The sequence below is a fragment of the Vandammella animalimorsus genome (genome assembly GCF_002285285.1).
In the GTDB taxonomy this organism is placed as follows: domain Bacteria; phylum Pseudomonadota; class Gammaproteobacteria; order Burkholderiales; family Burkholderiaceae_C; genus Lampropedia; species Lampropedia animalimorsus.
In genome coordinates, this window is the sequence record NZ_NSJF01000006.1 from 55702 (window position 1) to 78486 (window position 22785).

Sequence of the window (22785 nt, forward strand, 5' to 3'; positions counted from 1 at the left end):
GCTATTGGCGAGGCTTTGCAACGCAGCAGACCGCCCAAATCCACTTTCTTGCCAGCCCTGCAGAGACGGTGAACATGCTCTAAGCCCCAGTACCATTTTTGGAGAAAGACATGAAAGGTTTGAGCGGTATCGCGATTGTCATTGCCCTGATTGCCGCATTGGCGGCGCTTGCCATTCCTGGCTACAACCGCTTGCAGGGGCTGGACGAGGATGTCAATGCACGCTGGTCGGAGGTGGTGAGCCAGTACCAGCGCCGTGCCGATCTGGTGCCGAATCTGGTTGAGACCGTCAAGGGCTATGCGCGCCACGAGGAAGCGGTGTTCACGCAGGTGACCCAGGCGCGCGCCAAGGTCGGCAGCGTGACGCTCACTCCGGAGATGCTGGGCGACGAGGCGGCAATGCAGCGCTTCCAGCAGGCGCAGGGCGAGCTGACCTCCGCCCTGTCGCGTTTGCTGGTGGTGGCGGAGAATTACCCCGAGCTCAAGGCCAATACCAATTTCGAGAATCTGATGACCCAGCTTGAAGGCACGGAGAACCGCATCACCACGGCGCGCCGCAACTATATCGAGGGCGTGCAGGCCTTCAATACTGCAGTACGCACCTTCCCCACCAGCCTGATTGCGCGCCTGGCCGGCTTGTCGCGCCGCGCGCAGTTCACGGTCGAGAACGAGGCGGGGATTTCCACCGCGCCGCAAGTGCAGTTCAACTGATGCGACACATGTTGCGCGCCCTTTTCCTGGGGCTGGCCTTTTGCGCGGCAGCGGTATTTGCCGTGCCCGCCGATAGTCTCAAGCTCGACGCTCCAGTGGTGGATCAGGCGGGCGTGATCGCGCCACAGGCCGAGCGCGAACTCAATGCGCTTTTGCGCAGCTGGCATGCCCAGGGCTTGATGCAGGGCGCGGTGGTCCTGGTCGATTCCACTGACGGCATGGATGTGTTCGATTACGCCATGCAGCTTGGCAAACGCTGGCAGCTTGGCGACAAGGCGCGCGACAATGGCCTGCTGCTGCTCGTGGCCGTCAATGACCGCAATCTGCGCATCGTCACCGGCAGCGGCATCGAAGGCGTGCTGCCCGACATTTCTGCAAAGAAAATCATCCGCGAAGACATCACCCCCTATTTCCGCAACGGCAACTACGCAGGCGGCGTGCGCGCCGGGCTGGAAGCGGCGGCGCAACGTTTGCAAGCCGATCCGCAGGTGCAGGCGGAAATGGTGGCCGCCGATCGCCAAACGGCATCGTCCGGCCCCGCCGCATCGGCCCACCCCGATGTGCGCCTTTTGGGCCTGTTGCCGATCTTTTTCATTCTTATCTTCGCCACGAGCATGCTGCGACGCAAAAACGCTGTGGCGCGCGGTCTGTCCGGCCTTGCCGCCGGCGGCTTTGCCGGCATCATCACCTGGCAGATCACCCATGTCTTGCTGCTCGCGCTGGGCATGGCGCTCTATTTCGGGCTGGCTTTTTCCCGCAGCAGCGACACGCGCGCCACGCGCCGTCGCCACAGACGCGATGACGATGATGGCAACGACTGGTTCAGCGGCGGCTTCGGGGGAGGCTTTGGGGGAGGCTTTGGGGGAGGAGGCTTCGGCGGCGGCTTTGGAGGCGGAGGCGGTGGTTACAGCGGCGGCGGCGGCAGTTTTTCCGGCGGCGGCGCCGGCGGATCCTGGTAAGGAGCAGCAATGGCGATGCAACAATCCCTCTCGCGCACCCTGCGCAGCCTCACCAGCGCCCCCTGGCAGCACCGTTGGCTCAACGACAAAGCCATGCACAAGCTGGAAAGTGTGCTGGCCGAAGCCGAGCGCGGCCACAGCGGCGAAATTCGTCTGCTCATCGAGCGCCATTTGCCCCTGAGCGTGGCCTGGCATCAGGACGTGCGCACGCGCGCCGAAGACTGCTTCGCCCATTTGCGCGTGTGGGATACCGCCGCGCGCAGCGGCGTGCTTGTCTACGTCAATCTTGCACAGCGGCGGCTGGAAATCGTCGCCGATCGCGGCATCAGCGCCGTGGTCACGCAAGCGCGCTGGCAAGCGCTGTGCGACGCAGCGCTGGATGTCATGCGCAGCGGCCAATATGTCCGCGCCCTGAGCCAGCTCCTGGAAAACATCGGCGCGGAGATGCGCACGCATTACGGCATGCCCGACGACCCGCACGGCAACGAGCTGCCCAACCGCATCGAAACAAGATAGGCCTCAACGTGCACGTTTTTTGGCTTGGGGCTTGGCAGGCTTTGGGGGCCCATTGGCCCTGGCCTGCCAAAGCAACTGGCCTGCTTCAAAGCCTGTTCAAGGCTTCGGCTCCAAGGCCCAAAGGCCCAAAGCAGGCTTGGGGCTTGTTGAAATTTGGTTTGCACAGTGCAAAACCGCGCCACAAAAAACCCAAGGCCGCGCTTTGACAAGCGCAAGGCCTTGAAGGCGCTCAACACGGATAGATCGCGCCCAGAATGCGCGGGCCGGCGGCCTGCGTCACCGCCGGCAGATTGCCCGGCAGGCCCAGCAGGCACTGGCGCGCCAGCCAGGCAAAGGCGCAGGCCTCGACCAGCTCGGGGGCCAGCCCCCATTGGGCCGTGCTCTGCACCGCCACCGCTGCGCCCAGGTGGTGTTGCAGCCGCGCCATCACATGGCGGTTGTAGGCCCCGCCGCCGCACACGCCCAGCACCGGCTGGCCTTGCTGATAGCGCGCATAAGCCTGGGCGCAGCTGATGGCCGTCAGCTCCGCCAGGCTGGCCTGCACGTCCTCGGGGCGCAGCGCCGGCGCAGCGCCACCAGCATCGCCCTCTACCTGTGCGCACTGCGCCAGGCATTGCTGCAGCCAGTCCAGATTGAACACATCCAGCCCCGTGCTCTTGGGCGCAGGCTGCTGGAAATACGGCTGCGCCAGCATGCAGCGCAACAGCCCTTCATGCACCTGGCCACTGGCGGCCCATTGGCCGTCCCGGTCGTAGGGCTGGCCGGTGTGGCGCAGGCACCAAGCGTCCAGCAGCGTATTGGCTGGGCCGCAGTCAAAGCCCAACGTCTGCCCTTGGGCGTCGATCAGGCTGAGGTTGGCAATGCCGCCCAGATTCAGCACCGCCAAGCCTGCGCCGCCGCCCTCGGCAGGACCGAACAGCGCCTGATGAAAGGCCGGCGCCAGCGGCGCGCCCTGGCCGCCGGCAGCCATGTCGCGGCGGCGGAAATCTGCCACCACGCTGATGCCAGTGTGCTCTGCCAGCCAGGCCGGGTTGTTCAGCTGGATGGTGTAGCGCTGCAGCGGCACGCCCTGCGGCCGGTGGCGCACCGTCTGCCCGTGCGCGCCAATGGCCGCCACCTGCCGCGCCGCGATGCCGGCTTGCTGGCACAGGCGCTCCACGGCCTGCACGCAGCACTGCGCCAGCGCATTGGCCACCAGCGCCGCCTGGTGCAGCTCGTCCTGGCCGGGGAAGTTCAGCGCCATCAGCACCTCGCGCAGGCTGGCCTCGAAGGGCTGGTGCACATGGCCGCCAACCTGCACCGCCACTGCACCCAGCGCCCCGGTCTGCGCCTGTTGCCCAGCACGCGGCGCAAAACGCGCCAGAACGGCGTCCACACCGTCCAGCGAGGTGCCTGACATCAGGCCGATGTACCAGCCATCGCTGGCATTGGTGGTGCAGTGTGCAGGCAAGGTCATGGCAAAAAGGGGAAATAGTGGCTCGGGGCAGGCGGCGGCCATTGTAGGAGCCTGCCGCAGCCAGTAAGAACGGTTTGCACGCCCCCAGCGGCAAAGCAGGCACTGCGGCCCGGGATGGGATGCAAGGCGCGCAACCACAGCAATGGCCCAGCCATTGCGAGAACGAGCAACGCAGCAGAGCACCTGAATCCGCAGATGCGTACCGCTGCGATGCCCATAGAGCTTTCATAATTCGCACCATGATCGTCTTGAAGAATGTCGTGCTGCGCCGGGGCAGCAAAGTCCTGCTCGATGGCGCCAGCGTCAGCCTGCAGCCAGGGGAAAAAGCCGCGCTGGTAGGGCGCAACGGCGCGGGCAAATCCACCCTGTTTGCATTGCTCACCGGCCAGCTGCACGAGGACGGCGGCAGCTTTTCCATGCCGGCGGGCTGGCGCATTGCGCAGGTCGCGCAGGACATGCCCGAAACCGCCGCCAGCGCCACCGATTTCGTGCTCGGCGGCGATGCGCAGCTGCAGGCCCTGCAGGCGCGGCTGGCCGAGGCCGAAGCCGCCGGCGACGGCCTGGCCATGGCCCAGCTGCACGCCGAGCTGGCCGACGCCGGGGCCTACGACGCGCGCTCGCGCGCCCAGGCGCTGATCCTCGGCCTGGGCTTTGCGCCCGATGAGCTCGAACGGCCAGTCAACAGCTTTTCCGGTGGCTGGCGCATGCGCCTGCAGCTGGCGCGCGCACTGATGAGCCCCAGCGACCTGCTGCTGCTGGACGAGCCCACCAACCACCTGGACCTGGACGCGCTGATCTGGCTCGAAGGCTGGCTGGCGCGCTACAGCGGCACGCTGCTGGTCATCAGCCACGACCGCGAATTCCTCGACGCCACCACCCAGGTCACGCTGCACCTGGAGCACCAGGACCTGACGCGCTACGGCGGCAACTACAGCTTCTTCGAGGAGCAGCGCGCCCTCAAGCTGGAGCAGCAGCAGGCAGCCTTTGCCCGCCAGCAAGAGCAAATCGCCCATCTGCAACACTTCATCGACCGCTTCAAGGCCAAGGCCACCAAAGCGCGCCAGGCGCAAAGCCGCGTCAAGGCGCTTGAGCGCATGCAGCGCATCGCCCCCGTGCTGGCCGAGGCCGAGTTCAGCTTCAGCTTCAAGGAGCCTCTGGCCCTGCCCAACCCCATGCTCAGCGTGCGCCAGGCCGACATGGGCTACCAAAGCAAGGACGGCAGCGAGCACAAGACCATCCTGCGCGGCGTCAAGCTCTCGGTGCAGGCCGGGCAGCGCATCGGCATCTTGGGCGCCAACGGGCAGGGCAAGTCCACGCTGATCAAATCCATCGTCGGCGACATCCCACTGCTGTCAGGCGAGATCATCCAGGGCAAGGGCCTGGCCATCGGCTACTTCGCCCAGCAGGAGCTGGACGTGCTGCACGCTGGCAGCAGCCCGTTGGAACACTTCATCCGCCTGGCGCGTCAGTACGGCGCCCAGCCGCCCAACCCCGCGCGCGAGCAGGATCTGCGCAACTTCCTCGGCGGCTTCCAGTTCAGCGGCGACATGGTCGCCCAGCCCGTGGGCACCATGAGCGGCGGCGAAAAAGCCCGCCTGGTGCTGGCCATGCTCGTCTGGCAGCGCCCGGGCCTGCTGCTGCTGGACGAGCCCACCAACCACCTGGACCTGAGCACGCGCGAGGCGCTGAGCCTGGCCCTCAACAGCTTCGAAGGCACGCTAATGCTGGTCAGCCACGACCGCGCGCTGCTGCGCAGCGTCTGCGAGCAGTTCTGGCTGGTCAGCCAGGGCAGCGTGCGCAGCTTCGACGGCGACCTGGAGGACTACCAACAGCACGTGCTCGAACAGCAAAAGGCCCAGCGCGCCCAGCTCGAAGCCCAGCGCCCCGGCCAGTCCCAAGCTGCCGCCAGCCCCCCTCCCCCCGCCAACCAGCGCGAGCAACGCCGCATTGACGCCCAAAAGCGCCAGCAGCTGGCCGCGAAAACCCAGCCGCTGAAAAAACAGCTGCAAACCATCGAGCAGCAACTCAGCGACTGGCAGGCGCAGAAAACCACCCTCGAAGCCAGCCTGGGCGAACACAGCAGCCCGGCAGACTGGGCCGAAAGCGGCAAGAAAATCAAAGAGTTGCAAAGCGCCATCGACGACGCTGAGGAGCAATGGCTGAGCCTGTCGGAAACCCTGCAGGCCCTGCAGCAAGAAGCCGACGCTTGAACCCTTCAGAGCACTTCAAGTGCCGCGCGGGAAATTTTTCGGATTTTTTTGCGCGGCCTGTCAACGCCCTGGCCGGAGCAGCGTTGAGGGATGCATTGTGATTTTTTGAGGATAGAGACATGAACACCAAAAGCACCCGCATCTGGCCCGACGACGAGCGCGATCGCAAACGCTGAGATTGCCTTCTCTCACCGGCAATCGCGCTGCCGAGCCGCGCTGAGCTGCCTCCAAACAGTGGCCGGCAACCCAATAACTCGAACAACAGTCCATGCACCATTTACACCCCGCCTCTAGGCGGGGTTTGTCTTTTCTGGGATCAAAAAACCGCAATATCCAGCTTTGCCCGCCCCACAAGAAAACAAAAAGCCTCGTTGGAAATCGCAAACATTCGTATCCCACAAGCCATCCGGCCGGGCAAATATTGGTCAAACAACGCCAGCTCGCATCCTCTGTGCTTCATTCAGCGCATGAATCCGCCTCATGCGCCTGGGCTGTCCGTCACTTCCACCAGCTCGGTGGGGCTGGAACCCATGTGGAAAACCCGGCAGCGCATGTCCAGCAACACGCGCTTTTGCGCCTCTGCCTGCTCGCGGTTGAGAAAGACAAAGCGCACCTCCTTCAGTGGTTCGCCCTTATCCAAGCGCTTGTTGAAGCGCCAGTGCAAAATCTGCGCCACTTCACGCGGGGCAATGTCAATGCCCGGATCGGCCCAGGCGGTCACATCCAGCGTCTGCGTTTCGGCCTGGTAGTGCATGGACTGGATAATGCCTTGGCCCTGCTGGAAATAGTCTTGCTCCTCGGGATTCACAGAAAAACCCGTCATGCCACTGGCCAACGCTCCGTAGGTGGTCAGCTTCGGCTTGGCGGCTCGCGCCATTTGCCATTGCGCGGGGTATGTTGCCTGCTTGAAGGCCAACTCATCAATGATCGCGGGCGCGCGGCCCACCAGCATCCGTCCGTCCCCCAGATCACGCTGCGTGGACCAGGCTTGCCAGTACACCGATGGGTCTTCGTAAGCGGTCTCCACCTCGCTCTTGCGCACGATGCGAATCAGATCGCCGATATAGGCCAGCGGCGGGCTGGGGGCAAAGCCGTTACGACCCCGATCCATCACCAGATCCAACACATCGAAGTGGTCACAGAGAAAGTCCACCAGCGAGTGGGCCGCTGCAAAACTGGTTTGCGCTCGAGACAGTGCTTGATCATCCAGAAAGTCGGTTAAATCAAGGGCGATGCAGTGAGCGTGACCAAAGGTATTTCTTTGCTTGTCACCACGCCGTTGCTCGTCGTAGGTAAGCAGAAAAATTTTCCCGAACTGATCTGGTGAGGAGAAAAGCAAGTCTCTTAAAGCGGGGTTGGTGTATATGTCCGGCGTGGGCGGGCCTTCTTTTTCGGTTTTGCCGTACTCCAATTTTCCATTGGCCTTCAAGTTGTGTGCAGGCATCCACTGCTCAATCAGCGCAGTCGCCACCTCGGCCAAAGTGTACCGAGGCGACAAGACGCATTGCATGCGAATCAAAAATGGGGGCCTCATTTTTATTTCCATAAAAATCAATACTCTAATTGGGCTCCACTCTACCCAGAATAATGGCTTTCAGCGTAGCTTTGGAGGCAAATGATCTGCCACCATGAAGCACAGCTTTCGGGTGTTTGGATTGGCATAAATATCTCGAATGGGCGCTTTTTAGGTCTCAACCCATTTTTCGTCGCGCTCGTAATCAAAACCACCCTTGGCCACGAATTGATGCTCAGGCCTCCATTTTTCTAACAGGGCTGTGGCCACATCTGCCAAAGTGTGCTTGGGTGCCAGTGCGCAGCGAATGCTGATGTGATGGGGGTTTCTGACATGCTTCATTTGCTTGAAGGCTCCAATGTGATGGCCCGCTTCAATGGCTTGCTGGCAGTCTGCAGCCCATCCCCAATCGATTCTTTCCCTCCCCCGCGCCAAGATGCTGAAGCGGTTTTGAGACGCGATCGATCAGGCAGCAGGCCTGCCGCCAATGGGCGGCCTGCCTGCAACCAGCGCCGCCAGGGCAGGCGGCCTCATTCGCCCAGGTAGGCCGCGCGCACTTTGGGGTCGTGCAGCAGTTGCGCGGCTGGGCCTTGCAGGATGACCTGGCCCGATTCCATGACGTAGCCGCGCTGGCTCAGCTGCAGCGCCAGTTTGGCGTTTTGCTCGATGAGCAAGATGGTCACGCCCGATTGGGAGATGCCGCGCACGACTTCGAAGATTTTCTCGACCATGATGGGCGCCAGGCCCATGGTGGGCTCGTCCAGCAGCAGCAGCCGGGGCTTGGCGAGCATGGCTCGGCCCATGGCCAGCATTTGCTGCTCGCCGCCCGAGAGGGTGCCGGCCGTCTGGCGGCGGCGTTCGGCCAGGCGCGGGAACATGGCATAGACGTGCTCAGTGTCCTGCGCAATGGCGGCCTGGTCGCGGCGGCTGTAGGCGCCCATGAGCAGGTTTTCCTCGATGGTCAGCTGAGGGAAGATGCCGCGCCCCTCGGGCACCATCACCAGGCCCTGGCGCACCAGGGTGTAGCTGGGTTTGCCAAGCAGGCTTTGGCCCAGGTAGCGGATGTCGCCGCTGGCGGCGGGCACCAGGCCGCAGATGGCGCGCAGCGTGGTGCTTTTGCCCGCGCCGTTGGCGCCGATGAGGGCCACCAGCTCGCCCTGGTGCACGTGCAGATCGAGCTGGCGCACTGCACGGATGCCACCGTAGGCCACGTCCAGGCCGGAGATTTCCAGCATGGGCTGGCCAGTGTGCGCCGCGGCGGTGCTGGCCGAGGCCGTGGTCGCTGCTGTTGCGGTAATGCTGTCAGCCATGGCGCGCACCCTCCTCTGCTGCGGCGGCAGCGTCGCTGGCGGGCAGCAGGCCCAGCTCCTGCGCCGCGCCCTTGCCCAGGTAGGCTTCGATGACGGCCGGGTTGCGCTGCACGGTCTGGGGCTCGCCTTGGGCCAGCACTTTGCCGTATTCCAGCACCAGCACCTGGTCGCACAGGTTCATGACGAGTTTCATGTCGTGTTCGATGAGCAGCACGGTGATGCCACTGGCGCGGATCTTCTCGATCAACGCGCGCAGTACCAGGGTTTCCGATGGGTTCATGCCGGCGGCTGGCTCGTCCAGCGCCAGCAGCGTGGGCTCGGTGGCCAGCGCGCGGGCGATCTCCAGGCGGCGCTGGTCGCCATATGAGAGCGAGGCGGCCACTTCATTGGCGCAGTGGGCAATGCCCACATAGTCCAGCAGCTGCAGCGCCCGCGCTTCGATGCGCGCTTCCTCGGCGCGGGTGCGCGGCCCGCGCAGGATGGCGCCCAGCACGCCGGCGCGGGTGCGCAGGTGCTGGCCGATCATGACGTTTTCCAACGCACTGAGGCTGGAGAACAGCCGGATGTTCTGGAAGGTGCGCGCCAGGCCTTGCTGGGCGATCTGGTGCGGCTTGAGCCGCGTCAAGTCCACGCCCTGGAACAGGCAGCTGCCCGCCTCGGGCACGTACAGCGCGGTCATGACGTTGAACAGCGTGGTCTTGCCCGCGCCGTTGGGGCCGATCAGGCCGAAGATCTCGCCCTGACGGATGGTGAAGCCCACGTCATCGAGCGCCTGCAGGCCGCCAAAGCGCTTGCTCAGGCCGCTGGCCACGAGCAGCGGCTGGCCGATGGCCGGGCGCGCCGGGCTGGCGCTGGCTGCGGTGGTGGTGGTCGATGCCTGCATCATGCTCCGCGCCCCCCTTGCTGGTTGGCGTGCAGCTCACGCTTGCGCACGGCCGAGGGCCACAGGCCTTCGGGGCGGAAGATCATCACCAGCACCAGCGCCAGGCCAAAGAGCAGCATGCGGATGGCGTCCGGGTCGATCACCACGGCGCCAAACAGGCTGTGCTGCAGCGGCTCGACCACGGCGCGCAGGAATTCCGGGAACACGGCCAGCAGCAGCGCGCCGACGATCACGCCAGGCACGTGGCCCATGCCGCCGAGCACCACCATGCACAGGATGGCAATCGATTCGGTCAAGCCGAAGCTCTCGGGGCTGACGAAGCCCTGCATCGAGGCGAACAGGCAGCCGGCCACGCCGCCAAAAGATGCGCCCATGGCAAAGGCCAGCAGCTTGATGTTGCGGGTGTTGATGCCCATGGCCTTGGCGGCCACTTCATCCTCGCGCACGGCCTCCCAGGCGCGGCCGATGCGCGAGTTCTGCAACCGCACGCAAATGAAGACGATCAGCAGCACCAGCGCCATCAGCAGGTAGTAGTACTTCTCCGGCCCGGTGATGCGCCAGCCCAGGATGGTCTCGGCCCGGCCGAAGGCGAAGTCGCCGACGCGGAAGGTGTCGATGCGGTTGATGCCCTGCGGGCCGTTGGTGATGTTGACCGGCGCATCCAGGTTGTTCATGAAGATGCGGATGATTTCGCCAAAGCCCAGCGTGACGATGGCCAGGTAATCGCCGCGCAAGCCCAGCACCGGAAAGCCCAGCAGCATGCCCGCCAGCGCCGCCAGCATCACGCCCAGCGGCAACACGACCCAGAACGGCAGATGCAGGCCAAAGTGCGGCGAGGCCAGCATCGCCCAGACGTAGGCGCCCACGGCATAGAAAGCGATGTAGCCCAGGTCGAGCAGCCCGGCAAAGCCCACGACGATGTTCAGCCCCAGTGCCAGCATCACGTACAGCAGCGCGAAGTTCAGGATGCGCACCCAGCCCTGGCCGGCCACGCTGCCCAGCACGAAGGGCAGCACCAGCAGCACCGCGCCGATGAGCAGCGTGCCCAGCCAGACGCGAGCCGGAATGGCCCGGCGCTGCGGCGCGCCGGGCTCGGGTCGAGAGGGATTGGATACAGCGCTCATGCCCGGTCTCCTGCACGCTCACCCAGCAGGCCGGATGGGCGGAAAATCAATACCGCGATCAGCACGATGAAGCTGAACACGTCCTGGTAATGGCTGCCGAACACGCCGCCAGTCAGATCACCGATGTAGCCCGCGCCCAGGGCCTCGATCAGGCCCAGCAGCAAGCCGCCAAGCATGGCCCCGGGCAGGTTGCCGATGCCGCCGAGCACCGCCGCCGTGAACGCCTTGAGGCCAAGCATGAAGCCCATGGTGTACTGGGCCACGCCGTAGTAGGCGGTGATCATCACGCCGGCCACGGCCGCCAGGGCCGAGCCGATCAGGAACGCAGCGGAGATCACGGTATTGATGTTCACGCCCATCAGCCCGGCCACCTCGCGGTTTTGCGCCGTGGCGCGCATGGCCGTGCCCAGCCGGGTCTTGAGCACCAGCAGCAGCAACGCGCCCATGATGAGCGCGGCGCTGGCGATGATGCCGATTTGCAGCAGGCTGATGCGCGCCTGGCCCAGCTGCAGCACCACCGGCTCGATGACGTGCGGGAAGTTCAGATAGCCGCGCCCCCAGAACATCATGGCCAGGTTCTGGATGATGATGGACACGCCGATGGCGGTGATCAGCGCCGCCAGCCGTGGCGCGCGGCGCAGCGGGCGGTAGGCGTAGCGCTCGGCCGTCCAGCCGATGGCCATGCACACCGGGATGGCCGCCAGCAGCGCCAGGCCCAGCAGCGCCAGCGCCGGCCAGGCCGCGCCGCCGCCGGCCAGCGCCAGCACCACGCTGGTGGCCACCATGGCGCCCACCATGACCACATCGCCATGCGCGAAGTTGATCAGGCCGATGATGCCGTACACCATGGTGTAGCCCAGCGCCACCAGCGCATAGACGCTGCCGACCGTCAGCCCATTGATGATTTGTTGCAAAAAGGTATCCATGCGGGAGCGCTCCAGGCCCCGGGGCCGCAGACGGCCACAGCGGAAGAAAACGACGAGAAGAAAAAAGACGAAAGAAAAGCGCCGCCAGGGCGAGCCCATCCATCAGAGCTGCCCGCTGCCGCCACGCAAAGTGCGCAGCGGCAGCGGGCAGCTTCGTGCAGCAAGATCAATGCGGCGGCGGGCTTATTTGGCCGAATCCACCATGGTCTTGACCATCTCCCACTTGCCGTCCTTGACCTGGTAGATGGTCACCGACACCTCGTTGAGATCGCCGCGCTCGTCGTAGGCGATGTTCTCGCTGGTCGCGCCGCTGCGCTTGAGGCCGGCGAGCTTGCTCAGGTACTTCTCGGGCTTGGCCGAGCCGGCCTGCTGCATGGCGCTGATCATGTTCCAGGCGCCGTCGTAGGCATAGGGCGAGTACACGCCAGGCTCCTTGTTGAAGCGCTTCTTGTAGGCCTCAGCGAACTTGCCGCCCTGGGCCATGCTGTCGATGGGCACGCCCGCCAGCGAGGCATAGGTGCCGTTGGCCGTGTCGCCGGCCAGGCGCAGGAAGGTGTCGCTGCGCGTCATCTCGCCCGAAACCAGCGGGGCCTTGATCTCCAGCGTGGCCATCTGGCGGCGCATCGGGCCCGATTGCGCATCCAGCCCGCCGAAGAAGATCGCATCGGCGTTCTTGGCCTTGATGTTGGTCAGGATGGCGGTGAAGTCGCTGGCCTTGTCGGTGGTGTACTCACGCGCCACGACGGTGCCGCCAGCGCGCTGCACGGCCTTGGCCACCTGGTCGGTCAGGCCCTGGCCATAGGCGGTGCGGTCGTCGATCAGGGCAATGTTCTTGGCGCCCAGATCCTTGACCATGAACACGCCCACGGCCGCGCCCTGCTGCGTATCGCTGGTCATCATGCGGAAGGTCGTGTCGTAGCCCTGCTGGGTGTACTCGGGCGAGGTCGCCATGGCAATCTGCGGCAGGCCCGCGTCGTTGTAGATGCGCGAGGCCGGGATGGTCGTGCCCGAGTTGAAGTGGCCCAGCACGCCCTGCACGCCTTCATCGACGATTTGCTGGGCGACCTGCACGGCCGTGCGCGGGTCGGCCTGATCGTCCTTGGAGACCAGCTCGAACTGGGCCTTGGAGCCATCGAGCTCAATGCCTTGCGCATTGGCCTCCTCCAGCGCCAGCTGCAAGCCGTTGCGCATGTCTTCGCCATAGTGGGCCTGCGGGCCAGTCAGCGGCGCGGCAAAGCCCAGGCGCACAGTCTCGGCCTGGGCCGGGGCGGCCAGCGCGCAGGCTGCGGCCATGCTGGTGGCCAGCAGTTTGAATGTCGTCTTCATGGTCGTTGACTCCTTTGATGCAAGGTGAAAAGCCCACGGGCATGGCCGCAGGCATGGCAATGAGGGAAGCGATTATGGCCTTGACGGGGTGCGCCGCACGCATAGCCAAGGCGCGCTCATAGGGAAAGCGAGGATGCCCTTGCCCTGCCATCCGGCCTTCAGAGGCAGCCGTAATCCCTCCATGGCCACAAATGCCTTGCGGCGTATTGCGAAAAGGTGAAAAATCCAAAGGCCGCTTTGCAGCAGCCCCTTCGGGGCAGTTCGGCATTGCTCCAAAAGCATTGCCTCAATGCCCAATCAAAATAAAAACCATAACAATAAAATTAATTCTTAACCAATGAAAACCTTTTGATATTCCCATGGATTCAAGATGACTTCATCCAATATTCTGCACAAACCATTCCTGGCAGGCGCATTCCTGAGCATTTTCGCTGGAGTGACGATCGCGCAAGTACAAGTGTACAAATGCGGCAACACCTACAGCCAGACCCCTTGCGGCCACAATGCAGAAAAAATCGTGGTGACTCCGGCCTACCAATCGCCGCAACAGACTGACCACCAAGATTCCTACACGCCAACGAGCCGAACCGAGAAGCTGCACCAGCAAATTCGCGCCAGCCAAGACAAACGGCGGCTGCATGACTTGCAAAACCATCTGATTCCCAACCTGAGGCGAAAAATCGCCGCAGACACCGAGGCGTGCGAGAAATCCATTTCTGATCGGGACAGAAGCAAAATCTATTGGCTAAAAAATGTGGCCAAGCAAAACAAAAAAGAAATGGAAGAAATGCTCAATCAATGCCAAAAGAAGGCCGATGCCATGACGGCCAAGCTGCGCCGCCTGGAGGAGGAGGCGCAGGGCTTGTCCTTATCAAAATAATTTCCAAGAAGTCGGCGGCATAGGGCTGCCTTCTTGCCTCTTGCTGCCTGCATTTTTACAAGCATTCATCATAAGACAGAATTTTTCAACATCCAAAACAAGAGACTTCTCGGGGAATCAAAATGCCTTCATTGAATTTTTGCCACAAAAATTTCTTGACCAGCGCATTGCTGATTGCTCTCGCTGAAGCTGCAGGCGCACAAGTTTACAAATGCGGCAATACCTACAGCCAGACTCCCTGCGGGGAAAACTCACAAAAAATAGCGATTTCCCCAACCAGCTCATCGCAGCCACCATCAGATGATCAAGGCGTCCAGCCACAAACCACCCAAGCCGAGAAGCTGCGCCAGCAAATCCGCGCCAGCCAAAACAAGCGGCGACTGCATGATTTGGAAAATTACCTGATTCCCAACCTCAAAAGAAAGATCGCTGCAAACAGCGAAAAATGCAATCAAGCCATTTCCGATCTAGAGAGCAGCAAAATCTATTACATGAAAAATGTCGCCATATTGAATGCCAGAAAAATGCATGACATCACCCAACAATGCCAAAAAAATGCCGATGCCATGACAGCCAAGCTGCGCCGCCTGGAGGAGGAGGCGCAGGGCTTGTCCTTATCGAAATAATCTCCAAAAGGCAGGATGGGCCAGGGCTGCTTTTTGCGCTTTGCAGGCCATGCCCAAACACTTCTTCTCATTCACACCGAGATCTTGATCAAACCCTCAGCCATGCCCTGATGGCGCGTCGATGCTCATCAGGCTGGCATTGCCACCGGCAGCGGCCGTGTTGATGCTGATGGCCACTTCGCGCAGCAGGCGCTCATGGCGGTAGTGCGCGCCCTGGGCCAGTTCTTCAGCGCTCAGGCCCTGCACTGCCAGCAGCGGGCCGCTGCGCTGGGCGGCTTCAGTTTGGAAGGCCAGCAGCTCGTCGGCATCGCCCTCGAACAGCGCGGCCTGCAGCGGCAGCGCGGCGATCTCATCGGGGCGGCACCAGTGCAGCGCCACGTCCTGCGCGGCTTGACCAGGCGGCGCCTCTTGCGCCATCCCTTGCAGCCATTGCGCATACAGCTCGCGCAGTGCCTGGGTGTCGGCCAGCACCATGCCATTGCCCGATTGCGCGCAGGCCTGCCACTGGCGCTGCAAGCCCATCAGGCTTCGCGGCAGGCACCAGACCTGGCCGCGCGGCAGCAAGCGGTAGCGGTTGAATTCGCCAGTGGGGCCTTGCAACGTCCACTCTGCGCCGGGGCGCAGCACTTGCGCGCCAGGCTGCGGCCCGCGCACCAGACGCGGCAGGTACAGCGGCCCGCCGGCCTTGGGGCCGGTGCCCGAGAGGCCTTCGCCGCCAAAGGGCTGCACGCCGACCACCGCGCCGACGATGTTGCGGTTGACGTACAGGTTGCCGGCCTGGATGCGTGCGCTGACCTGGGCGATGGTTTCGTCCAGCCGGGTGTGCACGCCAAAGGTCAGGCCAAAGCCCAAGGCATTGATTTGCGCAAGCAGCGCATCGAAGCCGCTGCGCGGGTAGCGCAGCACGTGCAGCACGGGACCGAACACTTCGCGCTGCACGTCGGCCACGCGCTGCACCTCGATCAGCGTGGGGGCCACGAAAGTGCCCTGGCGGCACACGGCATCGAGCTGCAGGCGCTGCACGCCAAACCCAGCCTCGCGCATCTGCGCCACGTACTGCTCGATCTCGGCCTGGGCCTGGGCGTCGATCACCGGGCCGACGTCGGTGTTGAGCTGATCGGGCCGGCCCACGCGCAGCTCCTGCATGGCGCCGCGCAGCATCTGCAGCAGGCGCTCGGCGCAGTCCTCCTGCACGCACAGCAGGCGCAGTGCCGAGCAGCGCTGCCCGGCCGAGTCGAAGGCCGAGCTGAGCACGTCGGCCACGACCTGCTCGGCCAGCGCCGAGGAATCGACCACCATGGCATTGATGCCGCCGGTCTCGGCAATGAGGGGGATGGGCTTGCCGTGCTCGTCCAGCCGCGCGGCCAGGCTGCGCTGGATGCTCTGGGCCACGGCGGTGGAGCCGGTGAACACCACGGCCTTGACCTCAGGGTGCGCCACCAGCGCCGCGCCCACGGTCTCGCCCGGCCCGGGCAGCAGCTGCAAGGCGTCGGCGGGCACGCCGGCGCGGTGCAACAAGGCCACGGCCTGGGCGGCGATCAGGCAGGTTTGCTCGGCCGGTTTGGCCAGCACCACGTTGCCCGCAGCCAGCGCCGCGGCAATCTGGCCAACGAAGATGGCCAGCGGGAAGTTCCAAGGGCTGATGCACAGCACTGGCCCCAGCGGCGCGCCCTGCAGCGGCTGCGCGGGCGGCAGCGCCGGTGTGTCAGACGCCCCAAGCGCCCCAGGTGTGCCGGGCGCGCTGGCTGCATCGGGTGCGCCGCCCTGGGCCGACGGGGGCGGCGGCTGCAGCCCCAGCTGCCAGCCCTCTTCGGCCTGGCGCGCGTAGTAGCGCAGAAAATCCACGGCCTCGCGCACCTCGGCAATGGCGTTGGGCAGGGATTTGCCGGCCTCGCGCACCAGCAGGCCCATCAGCGGCTGCAGCTGGTCTTCCAGCCATTGCGCCGCGCGCAGCAGGGCCTGGGCGCGCTCGGCCACGGGCGTGGCCTGCCAGATCGGCGCGGCAGCCACGGCACGCGCCACGGCCTGCTGGGCCTGCTCGGGCGTGGCCATGCGCACGTGGCCGACGAGGTCGAAACGGTCGGCCGGGTTGCGCACCTCCTGCAGGGCCGTGCCGTCCTGGCCATCCTGGGCCTCGTCGCCAGCGGAGCCGGCCGGCTGCGCCAGCCAGCGCTGCTCGGCGCTGGCCAGCAGCGCGGCCGAGAGCGAACCCAGGCGCTGCTCGTTGCTCAAGTCCAGGCCCATGGAGTTGCGCCGTCCCTGGCGCTGGTACAAATCCACCGGCAGCGCGATGCGCTCGTGCGGGCGGCCCAGCGGCTGCAGCTGCAACGCGGCCTGCACGGGGTCGGCCACCAGCTGCTCGATGGGGATGGACTCGTCGCCAATCTGGTGCACAAAGGAGCTGTTGGCGCCGTTTTCCAGCAAGCGCCGCACCAGGTAGGCCAGCAGGGTTTCGTGCGAACCCACCGGCGCGTAGATGCGGCAGGGCCGCCCGAGCTTGCCTTGCGCCACAGGGCCGACCACCTCTTCATACAGCGACTCGCCCATGCCGTGCAGGCACTGGAATTCGTACTGGCCAGGATAGTAGTTCTGCCCGGCCATGTGGTAGATGCTCGCCAGAGTCTGCGCGTTGTGCGAGGCAAACTGCGGGTACACCGCATCGGGCGCGGCCAGCAGCTTGCGCGCGCAGGCCAGGTAGGCCACATCGGTGTGCAGCTTGCGGGTGTAGACGGGGTAGCCCTCCAGGCCGTCGAGCTGGGCGCGCTTGATCTCGCTGTCCCAGTAGGCGCCCTTGACCAGCCGCACCATCAGCCGGCGGCGGCTGCGCCGCGCCAGCTCGATCAGCCAGTCGAGCACGAAGGGCGCGCGCTTCTGGTAGGCCTGCACCACAAAGCCAATGCCATTCCAGCCCGCCAGGCTGGGCTCCAGGCACAGGCGTTCGAGCAGGTCCAGCGAGAGTTCCAGCCGGTCGGCCTCCTCGGCGTCGATGTTCAGGCCCACGTCGTACTGCCGCGCCAGCTGCACCAGCGCCAACAGGCGCGGGTAGAGCTGCTGCATGACGCGCTCGCGCTGGGCGCGGCTGTAGCGCGGGTGCAGCGCCGAGAGCTTGACCGAGATGCCTGGCCCCTCGTAAATGCCCCGGCCCTGCGCGGCCTTGCCGATGGCGTGGATGGCCTGCTCGTAGGACTGCAGGTAGCGCAGCGCATCGGCCTCGGTGGCCGCGGCCTCGCCCAGCATGTCGTAGGAGTAGCGAAAGCCTTTTTCCTCCCACTTGCGGCTGTTGGCCAGCGCTGCGGCAATGGTCTGGCCGGTGACGAACTGCTCGCCCATCATGCGCATGGCCGTGTTCACGCCCTGGCGGATCAGCGGTTCGCCGCCTTTGGCGATCAGGCGCGTGAGCGCCGCGCCCAGGCTGCGCTCGCTGTGCACGGCCACCAGCTTGCCGGTGATCATCAGCCCCCAGGTGGCGGCATTGACGAACATCGAGGGCGAATCGGCATGGGCCTTCCAGTCGCCCTGGCTGATCTTGTCGCGGATCAGCGCATCGCGCGTGGCCCGGTCGGGGATGCGCAGCAGCGCCTCGGCCAGGCACATCAGCGCCACCCCCTCCTGGCTGGAGAGCGAATACTCCTGCACCAGCGCCTCGACACCGCCGCTGCGCTTGAGGCGCTTGGCGCGCAGCGCCTGCACCAGGCGCGTGGCCAGCGCGCGCACCTGCTCGGGTTGCTGGGCGCGCGCAGCCTCGATCAGCACCGGCAGGCACTCGGTCTCGGGGCGGCGGTAGGCGGCCGTGATGGCCGCGCGCAGCACCGATTGCGGCTGCACATCCTGCGCCAGGGCCAGAAAGGGCGCGCTGCTCTCCACCAAGGCCGGCAAGGCCGCCGCCTCGGCATCGCCACTGGGCTGTGCCGCGCCCTGGCCCTGCTGCTGCCAATACGCCAGCTCCGGCGGCAGCACGCCTTTTTCGATGGCTTCGATATAAGCCAGCAGCGCCTGCTTGTGCAGCCAATGCGGCGAACAACCCAGCTGCTGCGCCGCCTGGCGCAGGCGCTCACGAATGCTTTCATCGACCTTGATGCCCAGCGTCGTTCCCATGGCGTTTCACTCCATCCAAGCCTTGACAGGCTGGCATTGTAGAAAGGTTAACCATCCAAACATCTGGAGTTAACCATTAAGAAAATCCTGGTAAACCATCGCTGTTGCCTGCACCCAGACAAGCCAAAGCCCCCTGTAAGGGGGCTTGTCGGAAGTAGCGACGTCAGAACGACCGGCCGCCCCGCTCAGCCTGCAGGCCATCCGGAGCGGCAGCGTCATCTGCCGATCAATCTCGCAATCAATCGTCGCGCTTTTCACGCAGCACGGCGCCAGTGCGCGGATCCAGGCGCAGATCGACCCGCAGCCCGGCCGGGTTGATGGCCTCAGCCTCCCAATAGCCGTCGTCGAAATCCAGATCGTGGATGTGGCGGTAGCCTGCACGCTGCAGGCGCGCAATCACCTCACTGGCCGGCAGCACGCCTTGCGGGCCCCAGGCTGGCTGCTGCACTTGTGGTGCGACTGGCGGGCGGTGGCGGTCGTCATCGCCCACTTCACTGAGCAGTTCCAACGTCACCGGATGCAATGTCAGATCCACAGACACCCCACGGCGGTTGATGGCATCGGCAGTCCAGAAGCCGTCGTCCATTTCCACATCTCGCACATGCTGGTAACCCAGGCTGTGCAAGCGTTGCAGCACGTCCTGCACCGAAGCAATCTGGGCCTGGCTGGCGGGGTTGCCCACTTCGGCCACGCGGCCAGCGCCATCGAGCAACAGCTGCACGCGCGTGCCGCCCTGGGTAGTGGCTTCGGCCGTCCAGTGCTGGTGCTTGAATTCCAGATCATGGATGGCCACATAACCCTGGTCTGTCATGGCCTGCACTGCCTGCGAGGCATTGCCGGCAGCCTGCACAGGGCTGGCCAACAGCGCCGCGGCCAGCAAAGCGGCGGCGCCAGCGCCCGCCCGGCGGGCGCGTACAGCGTTCAGGGCAAAGGGGAATGCGGTGTTCATACGGGTTTCCTTTCTTTCAAGTGTGAGGGCAGCCTTGTGATGGGCATGGGCAAGATTGTGAAAAGCCCTGCCTAAACACCGCCTGAAGCCAAGGTTCATCATTGGTTTAGACTGCCGCCCCCACCATTGCCGCCCATGCTTGCCCGCCGCCTGCCTTGCCCCTCTTTCGCCCCCGCGCGCGCTGCCCAGCCAGAGCCTGCCGGGGGCTTTGCCATGCCCTGGCTGCGCGCAACCGCGCTGGCCTGTGCACTGGCCTGTGCAGCGCTGAGCCCGGTCGCTGCACAAACCGATCAGCAGCGCAGCGTGCGCGAGGCCGTCTCCAGCGGGCGCTACAAGCCGTTGGCCGACATCCTGCGCATTGCCGAGCAGCACATCCCCGGCCGCGTGCTGGAGGTGGAGATGGAAACCAGCCGCGTCTACGGCCCGGTCTATGAGATTGAAGTGCTCGACCACAACAACCGCAAGCGCGAAATCAAGCTCCAGGCCGAAACCGGCCAGCTCGTGGAACTGGACGACACCCCCGTGGCCCAGTCGGGGCTGATGCCACTGCCAAGCATCCTGCGCCAGCTGGCGCAGCAGCACCCGGGCCAAGTCGTCGAAGCGGAGCTGCAAGCCTCGCAACAGCAGCAGGCGGTGTACGAGCTCAAGCTGCTGCAGCCGGACGGCCAGCAACAGGCGCTGGTCGTCGATGCGCGCAGCGGCGCCATCCTGCGCGGCGCGCCCAATCCAGGCCAGGCTGCCGGCCAGATGCTGCCGCTGGAGCAGATTCTGGAGCGGCTGCTCGATCAATTTCCAGGCACGGTCATGGAAGTCGAACTCGAGCGCGAGCGCTCGCACAGCGGCGATACTTGGTACTATGAAATCGACATCCGGCTGCAACAAGGCGGCACCATGGAACTGCACGTGGATCCGCACAATGCCGCCGTGCTGCGCCAAAAGCGCAAAGAGTGATTTGCCCATCGCCACCATTGCCGCGCCCGGCTTGAACGCGCGCGGCACAGCCTTGGCATTCACAGTTTCTGGCCATGCTGCCGACCATCCCCATCACGCAGCCCCACCCCATTCCATCACCGCATGCGCATCCTGATCGTCGAAGACGATGCCACCCTGGCCAGCCAGCTCCAGCGAGTGCTCACGCAGGCTGGCTTTGTTGCTGAACACACGGCCGATGGCCAAGAGGCCGTCTTTCTGGCCGAGACCGAGAGCTATGACGCCGCAGTGCTCGACCTGGGCCTGCCCGGTCTGGACGGCATCTCCGTACTGCGGCACTGGCGCGAAAGCGGCTGCCACATGCCGGTGCTGATCCTCACCGGGCGCAGCCGCTGGAGCGACAAGCTTGCCGGCTTCCAGGCCGGCGCCGACGATTACCTGACCAAGCCCTTCATGCAGGAAGAAGTCGTGCTGCGTCTGCGCGCCCTGCTGCGCCGCAGCCAGCCGCTGTCCAGCCAGAACGGCCAAGGCGGCGATACCGTGCTGCGCTCGGGCGGGCTGGAGTACGACTCCGTGACGCAGCGCGTGTACGTGGACGGCCAACACATCGCCCTGACGGCGCAGGAACTCAAAATCCTGGCCTATCTGATGCACCGCCCAGGCGCCACCGTCACGCGCACGGAAATCGGCGAGCACGTGTACTCGCGCGATCTGGACCCGGACTCCAACTCGCTGGACGTACTCATCGGCCGCATCCGCCGCAAGATTGGCGCAGCCCGCATCGAAACCCAGCGCGGCCTGGGCTTTCGGCTCGTCGATCCGCAGCAAGCGGACAACGCCAACTCCCCCAAGGAAAGCCGCCAGGCATGATGCAGCGCCTGGGGCTGACAGCCCGCCTGCTGGCCCTGGGCCTGCTGCCCAGCCTGGCGGCGCTGCTGCTGCTGGGCGCGCTGCTGCAAGCGAGCATGCGCGACAGCCTGCACACTGGCCTGGCCCAGCGCCTGGGCGACAGCGCCGACCGCATCCAGGCCCATCTCAGCTTGGCTGCAAACGGCCAGTGGCGCTACAGCGAAAGCACCCCGGGCGGGGCCTTCAATCAAATTTTCTCTGGCGCCTACTGGGTCTTGCAGGCACCGGACCAAACTCTGTATTCGCGCTCGCTGTGGGATGCCAGCCTGCAACCCCAGGCCCCTGCTGGCCGCAGCGGCCTGCTGCGCAACCGCGACCCGCGCGGCCGCGCGCTGCTCGGCCTGGAGCGCCCCATCGAGCAAGATGGCCAGCAAGCCACGCTGCGGGTGTACGTGCTGGCCGAGGAGACCGACCAGGCCCTGGCACGCATCCAGCGCATCCTCTTCATGGGTTTGGGCGCGCTGTTCATCGGAGCGGCGCTGACCACCGTGCTGCAAGTGCGCTGGGGCCTGCGGCCGCTGGCGCGCCTGCAGCGACGTCTGGCCGGCATGCACGGCGCCGCCCCCACAGACTCCATGCCCAGAGGCGACACTGGGCACACAGCGCTGGGCAGCGGCTATGGCCCTGACCTGGATCCGCTGGCCCATGAGATCGACGCCCTGCTCGAACGCAACACGCGCATGCTGGCGCGTGGCCGCGCCCATGCCGCCGACCTCAGCCATGCGCTCAAGACCCCGCTGGCGCGCCTGAGCGCCGAGGCCAGCCAAAGTCCCCAGGTGCCCAGCTCGCTGGTGCTGGCGCAAGTACAGAGCATGAACGGTCTGATCGAGCGCCACCTCAGCCGCACCAGCAGCAGCGGCGACGAGCATGCTGCCAGTGCCAACCGCCAGGCTGTGCCTGTGTATGAGGTGCTGCAACAGCTGATGCAACTGATGCAACACATCCGCCCGGAAAGAGGCCTGCACTGGCAACTCGACGCCGATCGCAATGCCCAAGCCCTGCGCTGGCGTGGCGACCGCTCCGACCTGGAAGAAATGGTCGGTAACCTGCTGGACAACGCCAGCAAATGGGCCAGCCGCCGCGTGCACATCCAGCTTCAGGCCCCTACCCCCTCCAGCAGCCCCGCCCTGCCACGCCCGGCGCTGTGCATCAGCATCGCCGACGATGGCCCAGGCATCGCCGCAGAAGATCTGCAACACGCAGGTCAGCGTGGCCAGCGCTTCGACCAAAGTACCCCTGGCAGTGGCCTGGGCCTGTCCATCGTGGCCGACATTGCCCACAGCTGGAATGGCCTGCTGAAGCTCAGCCCCAGCCCTGCACTGGGCGGCCTGCAAGCGCAGCTCTGGCTGCCCGCCTGAGGCCCATCGCACTGTACGACCCCTCCTTCAGCGATTTACAAGCCCGCCTCGCCCGCCCACGCAGGCCGGCGGGCATTGGTCGTGCTGCTCAGGTTAGGGGAAGAC

Annotated in this window: 18 protein-coding genes; 9 read left to right on the forward strand and 9 right to left on the reverse strand. The window is 65.1% G+C overall.

Annotated elements, in window-relative coordinates:
• Nucleotides 1-110: 110 nt before the first annotated feature.
• The 3 genes from CK620_RS11305 to CK620_RS11315 are packed head-to-tail and all read left to right on the forward strand — an operon-like array spanning nucleotide 111 to nucleotide 2185.
• Nucleotides 111-710 (forward strand): LemA family protein, encoded by a 600-nt coding sequence (locus tag CK620_RS11305; RefSeq protein ID WP_095550386.1) that lies wholly within the window; start codon nucleotides 111-113, stop codon nucleotides 708-710.
• Nucleotides 711-718: 8 nt separating this feature from the next.
• Nucleotides 719-1669 carry a TPM domain-containing protein gene (locus tag CK620_RS11310; RefSeq protein WP_275250714.1) on the forward strand — a complete coding sequence of 317 codons (951 nt, stop codon included), beginning with the start codon at nucleotides 719-721 and terminating at the stop codon, nucleotides 1667-1669.
• Nucleotides 1670-1678: 9 nt separating this feature from the next.
• Nucleotides 1679-2185, forward strand: coding sequence for a TPM domain-containing protein (locus CK620_RS11315; RefSeq protein WP_095550388.1), 507 nt, complete (start codon nucleotides 1679-1681; stop codon nucleotides 2183-2185).
• Between the two features lie 229 nt (nucleotides 2186-2414).
• Here the strand turns inward: CK620_RS11315 and CK620_RS11320 are convergent, their stop codons facing one another.
• The gene (locus CK620_RS11320) at nucleotides 2415-3641 is read right to left on the reverse strand and encodes an anhydro-N-acetylmuramic acid kinase (protein WP_095550389.1); all 1227 of its coding nucleotides are present in this window, start codon (nucleotides 3639-3641) and stop codon (nucleotides 2415-2417) included.
• 239 nt (nucleotides 3642-3880) lie between these two features.
• Between CK620_RS11320 and CK620_RS11325 the strand changes: the two genes are divergently transcribed.
• Entirely contained in the window at nucleotides 3881-5851 is a 1971-nt protein-coding gene (locus tag CK620_RS11325; protein ID WP_095550390.1) for an ABC-F family ATP-binding cassette domain-containing protein, read from the forward strand.
• Between the two features lie 478 nt (nucleotides 5852-6329).
• Here CK620_RS11325 and CK620_RS11330 read toward each other — a convergent pair whose 3' ends face one another.
• The 6 genes from CK620_RS11330 to CK620_RS11355 form a co-directional block, all read right to left on the reverse strand.
• On the reverse strand, nucleotides 6330-7295 hold the full coding sequence (locus CK620_RS11330) for a hypothetical protein (RefSeq protein ID WP_143326079.1): 966 nt from the start codon (nucleotides 7293-7295) through the stop codon (nucleotides 6330-6332).
• Nucleotides 7296-7894: 599 nt separating this feature from the next.
• Nucleotides 7895-8599, reverse strand: coding sequence for an ABC transporter ATP-binding protein (locus tag CK620_RS11335; RefSeq protein WP_238946125.1), 705 nt, complete (start codon nucleotides 8597-8599; stop codon nucleotides 7895-7897).
• 67 nt (nucleotides 8600-8666) lie between these two features.
• Nucleotides 8667-9560: an ABC transporter ATP-binding protein gene (locus CK620_RS11340; RefSeq protein WP_238946108.1), complete on the reverse strand. Its 894-nt coding sequence runs from the start codon at nucleotides 9558-9560 to the stop codon at nucleotides 8667-8669.
• Nucleotides 9557-10681, reverse strand: coding sequence for an ABC transporter permease subunit (locus tag CK620_RS11345; RefSeq protein ID WP_095550392.1), 1125 nt, complete (start codon nucleotides 10679-10681; stop codon nucleotides 9557-9559). The genes CK620_RS11340 and CK620_RS11345 overlap by 4 nt, the downstream gene beginning before the upstream one ends.
• Nucleotides 10678-11607 (reverse strand): branched-chain amino acid ABC transporter permease, encoded by a 930-nt coding sequence (locus CK620_RS11350; protein ID WP_095538567.1) that lies wholly within the window; start codon nucleotides 11605-11607, stop codon nucleotides 10678-10680. The genes CK620_RS11345 and CK620_RS11350 overlap by 4 nt, the downstream gene beginning before the upstream one ends.
• A gap of 183 nt (nucleotides 11608-11790) precedes the next feature.
• Nucleotides 11791-12933 (reverse strand): branched-chain amino acid ABC transporter substrate-binding protein, encoded by a 1143-nt coding sequence (locus tag CK620_RS11355; RefSeq protein ID WP_095538566.1) that lies wholly within the window; start codon nucleotides 12931-12933, stop codon nucleotides 11791-11793.
• Nucleotides 12934-13303: 370 nt separating this feature from the next.
• Between CK620_RS11355 and CK620_RS11360 the strand changes: the two genes are divergently transcribed.
• Both CK620_RS11360 and CK620_RS11365 read left to right on the forward strand, forming a co-directional pair.
• Nucleotides 13304-13813 carry a hypothetical protein gene (locus CK620_RS11360; protein WP_095550393.1) on the forward strand — a complete coding sequence of 170 codons (510 nt, stop codon included), beginning with the start codon at nucleotides 13304-13306 and terminating at the stop codon, nucleotides 13811-13813.
• A 122-nt stretch (nucleotides 13814-13935) separates the two neighbouring features.
• Nucleotides 13936-14439, forward strand: coding sequence for a hypothetical protein (locus CK620_RS11365; RefSeq protein ID WP_095550394.1), 504 nt, complete (start codon nucleotides 13936-13938; stop codon nucleotides 14437-14439).
• 96 nt (nucleotides 14440-14535) lie between these two features.
• Here the strand turns inward: CK620_RS11365 and putA are convergent, their stop codons facing one another.
• Both putA and CK620_RS11375 read right to left on the reverse strand, forming a co-directional pair.
• Nucleotides 14536-18534 (reverse strand): bifunctional proline dehydrogenase/L-glutamate gamma-semialdehyde dehydrogenase PutA, encoded by a 3999-nt coding sequence (putA, locus tag CK620_RS11370; RefSeq protein WP_095550395.1) that lies wholly within the window; start codon nucleotides 18532-18534, stop codon nucleotides 14536-14538.
• Nucleotides 18535-18772: 238 nt separating this feature from the next.
• Nucleotides 18773-19483 (reverse strand): PepSY domain-containing protein, encoded by a 711-nt coding sequence (locus CK620_RS11375; RefSeq protein ID WP_172424234.1) that lies wholly within the window; start codon nucleotides 19481-19483, stop codon nucleotides 18773-18775.
• A 135-nt stretch (nucleotides 19484-19618) separates the two neighbouring features.
• Between CK620_RS11375 and CK620_RS11380 the strand changes: the two genes are divergently transcribed.
• From CK620_RS11380 to CK620_RS11390, 3 genes are all read left to right on the forward strand, one after another.
• Nucleotides 19619-20434 (forward strand): PepSY domain-containing protein, encoded by an 816-nt coding sequence (locus tag CK620_RS11380; protein ID WP_095550396.1) that lies wholly within the window; start codon nucleotides 19619-19621, stop codon nucleotides 20432-20434.
• Nucleotides 20435-20557: 123 nt separating this feature from the next.
• Nucleotides 20558-21283 (forward strand): response regulator transcription factor, encoded by a 726-nt coding sequence (locus CK620_RS11385; RefSeq protein WP_095541893.1) that lies wholly within the window; start codon nucleotides 20558-20560, stop codon nucleotides 21281-21283.
• The gene (locus CK620_RS11390) at nucleotides 21280-22680 is read left to right on the forward strand and encodes a sensor histidine kinase (RefSeq protein WP_095550397.1); all 1401 of its coding nucleotides are present in this window, start codon (nucleotides 21280-21282) and stop codon (nucleotides 22678-22680) included. Before CK620_RS11385 ends, CK620_RS11390 begins: the two co-directional genes overlap by 4 nt.
• Nucleotides 22681-22785: the final 105 nt, after the last annotated feature.